An 830-nucleotide genomic window follows, 5' to 3' on the forward strand; every position below is an offset into this window, starting at 1 on the left:
CGCCGGGCGACCTGCCGCCGGGTGCGGTGTGGGCGCTCGACGCGGTGGAGGTCCCGGCGCGGCTGCGCGGCGCGGTGACCGCGCTGCTCGGGGGCGTCGCGGTGGTCGCGGATCTGACCGCCGCGCTGGACCTGGTGGCCGCCCACCCGCACCTGCGCGCGGTGACCGCCGACGGCGACCTGGTGGGCGCGGGCTGGGTGAACGGCGGTTCGGACCGCAAGCCGAGCACGCTGGAGATCGCCTCGGAGATCGACAAGGCCCGCGCGGACCTCGCGGCCTCGGAAACGCAGGTCGCCGAGCTGTCGGCCGCGCTGTCGGGCGCGTTGACCGAGCAGCAGGCCCGACAGGACGCCGCCGAGCAGGCGCTGGCCGCGCTCAACGAATCCGACGCGGCGATCTCGGCGATCTACGAGCAGCTCGGCCGCCTCGGCCAGGAGGCCCGCGCCGCCGACGACGAATGGCGGCGGCTGCTCGCCCAGCGCGACGAACTCGAAGCCGGGCGGATGCGCACCGTCGACGAGCTGATGGAGCTCGAGACCCGCTTGCACAACGCCCAGCAGGCGCCGATGTTCGAGGCCGAGCCGGTCGACCGGCAGGCGTCGATGGCGGCCGCCGAAGCGGCCCGGTCGGCCGAGGTGGAGGCCCGGCTGGCCGTGCGGACCGCCGAGGAACGCGCCAATGCCGTTCGGGGACGGGCGGATTCGCTGCGTCGCGCCGCGGCCGCCGAACGTGAGGCCCGCGTGCGCGCGCAGCGTGCCAAACAGGCCCGCGAACACGCCGCCGCGGTGGCCGGCGTGGTCGCCGACGCGGGCCGCGACGTCGCGGCCCGG

1 pseudogene is annotated in these 830 nt (G+C 77.0%); it reads left to right on the forward strand.

What is annotated here, in order from left to right:
* Nucleotides 1-830: pseudogene (locus tag E4P42_RS26780) on the forward strand (chromosome segregation protein SMC); the annotation flags it as partial.

Source organism: Mycobacterium sp. PS03-16 (assembly GCF_004570325.1).
Lineage (GTDB): Bacteria > Actinomycetota > Actinomycetes > Mycobacteriales > Mycobacteriaceae > Mycobacterium.